This window comes from Candidatus Jidaibacter acanthamoeba (assembly GCF_000815465.1).
In the GTDB taxonomy this organism is placed as follows: Bacteria; Pseudomonadota; Alphaproteobacteria; order Rickettsiales; family Midichloriaceae; genus Jidaibacter; species Jidaibacter acanthamoebae.
This window is the reverse complement of sequence record NZ_JSWE01000025.1, coordinates 1-5,741: the sequence shown is the minus strand read 5'-3', so window position 1 is coordinate 5,741 and position 5,741 is coordinate 1. Positions and strand designations below refer to the sequence as shown.

The window sequence follows — 5,741 nt, the reverse complement described above, 5'->3', positions numbered from 1 at the left end:
CTTATACATCACTAGACCTATATATTTTTATATTAATATTATATACTAGCTTAATTAAATGGTTAAGTTGACGGTACCATTATGAAGGACTTGAAAATTCATTAATTAAAAATTCTACTAAAAAATTATCCCCGCTTTAACTGATTTTAAACAAATCGAGGAACTTGAAAATAATTCTCAAGTAAGAAGTTTTAGACGCTCTGTAGAGTTGTCGTCAAGCTCTTCTTCTGATAATGATAATTGTTTGCTTATGTGATAAATACAATTTTAATGTTTGCAGGAGTACTATAAAAGCCAATAAAAATATTGTTCCTATAATATTAATTAAAAAAGTATATTTGTAAACTCTAAAAGTAGCTACCTTCATTATAAATATGCTTATAAAAAGGATAATACTTTATGAGATTAAGTAATAGGTTTGGGCAAATAAACAGCAATGAAAATAGTCTACAAACAAAAGAAGAAGAATTTTGTTTAGCTTTAGCTGAAAGTAAAAAGACTAAATTTTTTATTAAAGAGCCGGAGACCTATTACCAAGAGAATCATGTAAAAGCAATAAAACTCTTAGAGGAAGGGATAAATCCTAATTTTGAACATGAAGGTAAGTCACTTTTACAAATAGCAATAGAGATAGGCAATTATGAAGTTGCAGATTTATTAATTAAAAAAGGAGCAGATATTGAGTTCAAACTACAATTTGACAATTCACCTATAATTTATCAGGCTCTTTTATGGGGTAAAAGGGAAATTGCAGAGTTACTAATAAGCCAAGGAGTAAATGTATTATATTGTGATAATAATGGAGATACATTATTACATATAGCATGTAAGAGATGTTGTTCAATTCCAATCCTAAATGCATTGTTAGAAAAAGGGCTTAATATAAATGTTCTCAATAATGAGCAAAAAAATCTAATAGATTTAGTAATTGAATACCAATCACATAAAGATTCAGCAGAAGAAATAGTATTATATTTATTATCTAAAGGTTTATTAATCAATAAAGCCAATGGGCAGGAATATTTAGCTTGGGCTACAGGAAAGAAAGGTGGCAAACCTTTAGTAGAATATTTACTAGACCAAGGTTTAGATATTAATGGAGATAAATTACCGATACATACAGCTATATCTAGAGAAAATATAGAAATTGTAGATCTACTTCTTTCCAGAGGAGCTGATATAGCCTTAAAAGATAGTCAAGGTAATACAGCTTTACATTTATTAAGTTTTACAGGGCATTCCTTCGGTAAAGATGAAGAAGAATATAAGCAGATAACCTTATTCAATACATTGATTGATAATGGAGCAGAGGTAGTTTTAGATTCAGTTAATAATCAAGGCTATACACCATTATACCAAGCTATTTTAAATTATAATAACAAAATTGCAGAATTGTTGATTCTAAAGGGTGTAAATGTTTTATACCGGGATGTTGAAGGTAACACTTTACTACATAAGGCAGTAAATAGTTCTTCAGTTAAAATTATAAAATTATTATTCGAAAAAGGAGTTGATATTAATGCAGTAAATCACAACGGGCAAAACGCTATTGATGCTATAGTTAATGCGGAAGGAATAGGGCATAGCAATTATGCATCCCGAAATATACTATATCTATTAAAGCAAGGTATTGATCTTTCAATGGGAAGAGGAGAAAAATGTCTATTCTGGGCGGCAACATATAATGAACGGGAGATAGTAGAATATTTATTGGATAAAGGACTGGATGTCAATGGCGAGAAAGATAAAGAGTTATTACCTAATGCTATATCCTGGGGTAATATAGAAATAGCAAAAATGCTTATATTTAAAGGAGCTGATGTTAACAAGCAGGATAAAGAAGGGAATACGGCTTTACATAAACTGTCTAATATCAGAGACCCTAAATTAATTGTAGAAATATCTCAAATACTTATTAAAGCAGGCGCAAAGGTTAATATCCTCAATAACGAAGGGTTTTCTCCTTTAGAGAATGCTGTTAAATTTCATAGCTGGCAAGCCGTAGTATGTTTACTGGATTATGGTGCTGATATAAAGCTTATAAAGGATGAGTACCATATAAGAGAATTACTTAATATTACCTCTAGTGTTAAATATTATACCATTGTAAAAGAAATTTTTTCATTTGCAAAAGAAGAGAAGCAAAGAGAATTATTATTTCATACTTGCTTTAATGTTGCGTGGAAAGAAAATGATATAGGATTATTGGAGTATTTAATTAAAGAAGGTTTAAATTTTAATATCATTGGCTACCCTGAGCTTTCATTACTTGAAAGAGCTATAAGGGAAGGAAAAACAGAAACTGCCGAATGTTTACTTAATTATTACCCTCCTTTCAAATCTATCATGGGAGGAGAAATATTATGTAAGACTGTAGCTGAAGGATATTATGAATTAACCAAGCAGTTACTTGAGAAAGGGGCAGAAGTTGATTTTATTAATCAATATAAGAAAACGCCTTTAACCATAGCGATAGAGAATGGCAATATAGCAATGGTTGAATTACTGCTTAAGTATAAAGCTAATATACACATCTTAATGCAAGAACTATTCATAGGTATTCGGTTGAATAAAACCTTGCTACACTTAGCAACTGAGAAGGGTTTTATTGATATTATGCTGCTCTTAGTAGAGGCGGGGGAATCTGTAAATGTTACTGATGAAGCCGGTAGAACTCCGTTACACTATGCAGCCGAACAAGGCAAGATAGAAGCAATAAAAATCTTAGTAGATAATGGAGCAAATATAAATCCACCAAGTAATCCTGAATATCTTGAAGGTAGTTATACTCCTCTTCAAAAAGCTATTCTTAATGGGCATCCTGAATCAGCTGAATTTCTGCTTGAAAAGGGTGCGATTAGTGACGGTAAGGCATTAAAATTAGCTATCGTCAAAGATTGTAGTTTTAATTTTATAGAAAATTTAATTGAGAAAGGAGCTAATGTTAATGATAGTTATGGAAGTACTGCTTTAAGTATGGCAGCGAGTAAAGGAAATAATGAAGTTTTTCAACTGTTACTAAGTAAAGGGGCTGATCCGTATATTGAAGATGCTCAAGGAAGAACCTCTATGCACCATGCTATAGTTGGCGGCAATCAATTTATAATAGATTGCTTATTAGAAAGGGGATTTAACTATGATATGATTGATTATAATGGTAATACCCCAAAGCATTATGCTCTCTACTTTAATAAACTTGATAGCTTAAATACTACTCCTTTAGCTAACTTTGATTCAAAAAAATATGAAGAGATAAAAAATATCCTTATAAAAGAGCCGGAATATACCATAAATGGAATTTTTATAAATACTCAGATAGCAATACTAAGTTTAGGAGAAAGTAGTTATAAATTATCAGTTTTATTTAATACGGTTGATGAAGTAGAGCAATATATAACAACTTATAGGAACCCTAACAGCTACCAACAGATCCATGAACTTAGTATATTTGATATTCCTTCAGAAGGGTTTTGGGATAAGTCTGCTTGGGCACAACTTGCATTAAAATACGGCTTTGAATTAACTAAGTTCTTTGCCTTTGCACCTCGTATAGAAAAGAGGTTAGGTCACCCTCCTATTGATTTGGAAGAGTTAAAAGAAACAGTACAACACATAGGGTATAGTAGGGGTAAAGAAAATATTGAATTAGCAAATATATTTTCTGCTCAAGCTATTCCTGAAATTATATTTAATAAAATTTTAGATAAGCACAAAATAAAAGATGTGGATTATCTGCCTGATATTTATGTTGACGGTAAAGAATTTAACCAACCTAAATATTATATGAAAAAGTTGCCTGCTACGGATCTTAGAGGATATATACTTGGAAAAATGACACGTTGCTGCCAATATGTGGGGCAAGCAGGAGGAAGCTGTGCTATACATGGAATGCTTTCAGCTTATGGAGGATTTTATGTTGTATTCAAACGTCCTAATAATATTCAAAGCTTGCAACAACTATATCAGCATTTTCAAAAATGTGAGAGCATTGAAGAGATAGTAAATCCGAAAATAATGACTGAGAAGTCACAAAGAAATAAGTATATAAAGCTAATAAGCTATTATGGTAAGAAATTTGAGGAATTAAATAATACCACAGATGAGACTATAAAATTTAGATATATAATTGAAACTTTAAGCAAAAAATTATCAGAAGAAATGGAAGGTGAATTAGTAGCTCAAAGCTGGGCATGGTTAAGTGAGCAGGGGAATTTAGTATTTGATTCTTGGGAAGATTTAAGGGAAGAGGATGATAGATTATGCGAGCCTTTTATAAGCTCAGCGGCTGAACTGGCAATTAGCATGGGGATTAATAAGGTTTTCCTAGGTAAGGGTGGGTTAACTCCTAAAACCCTTCCCTTTTTTAAAGTCAATTCACCTGAAAGCCCACGTGATTATATGGGCTATAGAGATTCTGAGCAACAATACTTGGTAAACTCACAAGCTATACAGAAGTTTTTAAGCAAAGAATGTGAAGGTAGTATAAACAAGGATGAAGTAGGTTTAATTATATCTAAATTTATAGATCTACTTAATAATAAACATAAATCTTTAAATATTGATAAAAGTAAAGAAATAACTGTATGTAATCATGATTTCACTTTTAATGAGTTAAATGATTACCTTCAAAGTTTCATGTCCGGTAAACAAATTACCTATGTAAGTGCAAAAGGCGGTTTTGGGCTTAAGGCTATTCAGTCTGACCTAAAACAAAGTTTATCTCCTTTGCAAGTTACTGAGCTAAGTTATAGTATTGGTAGCTAGGAATTTATACTTAAAGGTATTAAATTATAGTAATATCTCTTGTTCCCAAATTGGGAATATAGTATTATTGGTAATAAGGATTTAGAAATATAATATGCGAATTATTGCTCGAAGTAATTTAAAAGAATTTTGGAATATTTATAAAGATGCTGAGCAACCTTTAAAAACATGGTTTGATTTAGTAAAAAAAGCAGATTGGGATAAACCAAATGATGTTAAGCAAACTTTTAATAGTGCAGATATTATACCAAATAATAGAATTGTTTTTAATATAAAAGGTAATAATTACAGGTTAATAGTACAAATTAATTATAGATTTAAAATAGTTTATATAAGATTTATAGGAACACATACAGAATACAACAAGATAGATGTAGCTATAGTGTAGAGGAGAAACAGGATGTTAAATATAACAATAAAACCTATAAAGAATCTAGAAGATTACAGGAATGCTTTAAACTTAGTTGAGCAACTATGGGATGCCGAACCTGATACACTAAAGGGTGATCAGCTTGATATATTAGTTATATTGATAGAAAGATATGAAGAAATACATTTTCCTATTGAATCACCTGATCCTATAGAAGCTATAAAATTTATAATGGAACAAAAGAGTTTAACTAAAACTGATTTAGCAAGGATATTAGGCAGCAGCAGTAGAGCTTCTGAAATTTTAAGTAAAAAAAGAAAGCTTAGCTTAAAGATGATAAGAAGCCTTCATGACAAGCTTCATATACCATATGAAATCTTAGCATCTGAATATAATATTCCAAGCTATAAATAAATTAAGCTTATATATAAAGATTTTGAGTTAGCGATTTGTTAACTAATTCGGGTGTAACATTTTATTATTTTAAAACTATAAAATATTTAGTTAATTTAGGTAGATTAGGTTGAGAGGTACCGTCAACTTAACCATTTAATTAAGCTAGTATATAATATTAATATAAAAATATATAGGTCTAGTGATGTATAAG

3 protein-coding genes are annotated in these 5,741 nt (G+C 30.4%); all 3 read left to right on the top strand.

Translation table 11 applies throughout. The annotated features are described in order from the left end of the window. Positions 1–399 precede the first annotated feature (399 nt). The 3 genes from NF27_RS00325 (at position 400) to NF27_RS00315 (ending at position 5,548) form a co-directional block, all read left to right on the top strand. Complete coding sequence (locus NF27_RS00325) at positions 400–4,764, top strand: ankyrin repeat domain-containing protein (protein ID WP_039454581.1); 4,365 nt, start codon at positions 400–402, stop codon at positions 4,762–4,764. A gap of 94 nt (positions 4,765–4,858) precedes the next feature. Next, positions 4,859–5,152, top strand: a complete 294-nt coding sequence (locus tag NF27_RS00320; RefSeq protein WP_039454580.1) for a type II toxin-antitoxin system HigB family toxin — start codon at positions 4,859–4,861, stop codon at positions 5,150–5,152. A 12-nt stretch (positions 5,153–5,164) separates the two neighbouring features. Continuing rightward, positions 5,165–5,548 carry a helix-turn-helix domain-containing protein gene (locus NF27_RS00315; protein WP_204367844.1) on the top strand — a complete coding sequence of 128 codons (384 nt, stop codon included), beginning with the start codon at positions 5,165–5,167 and terminating at the stop codon, positions 5,546–5,548. Positions 5,549–5,741 lie beyond the last annotated feature (193 nt).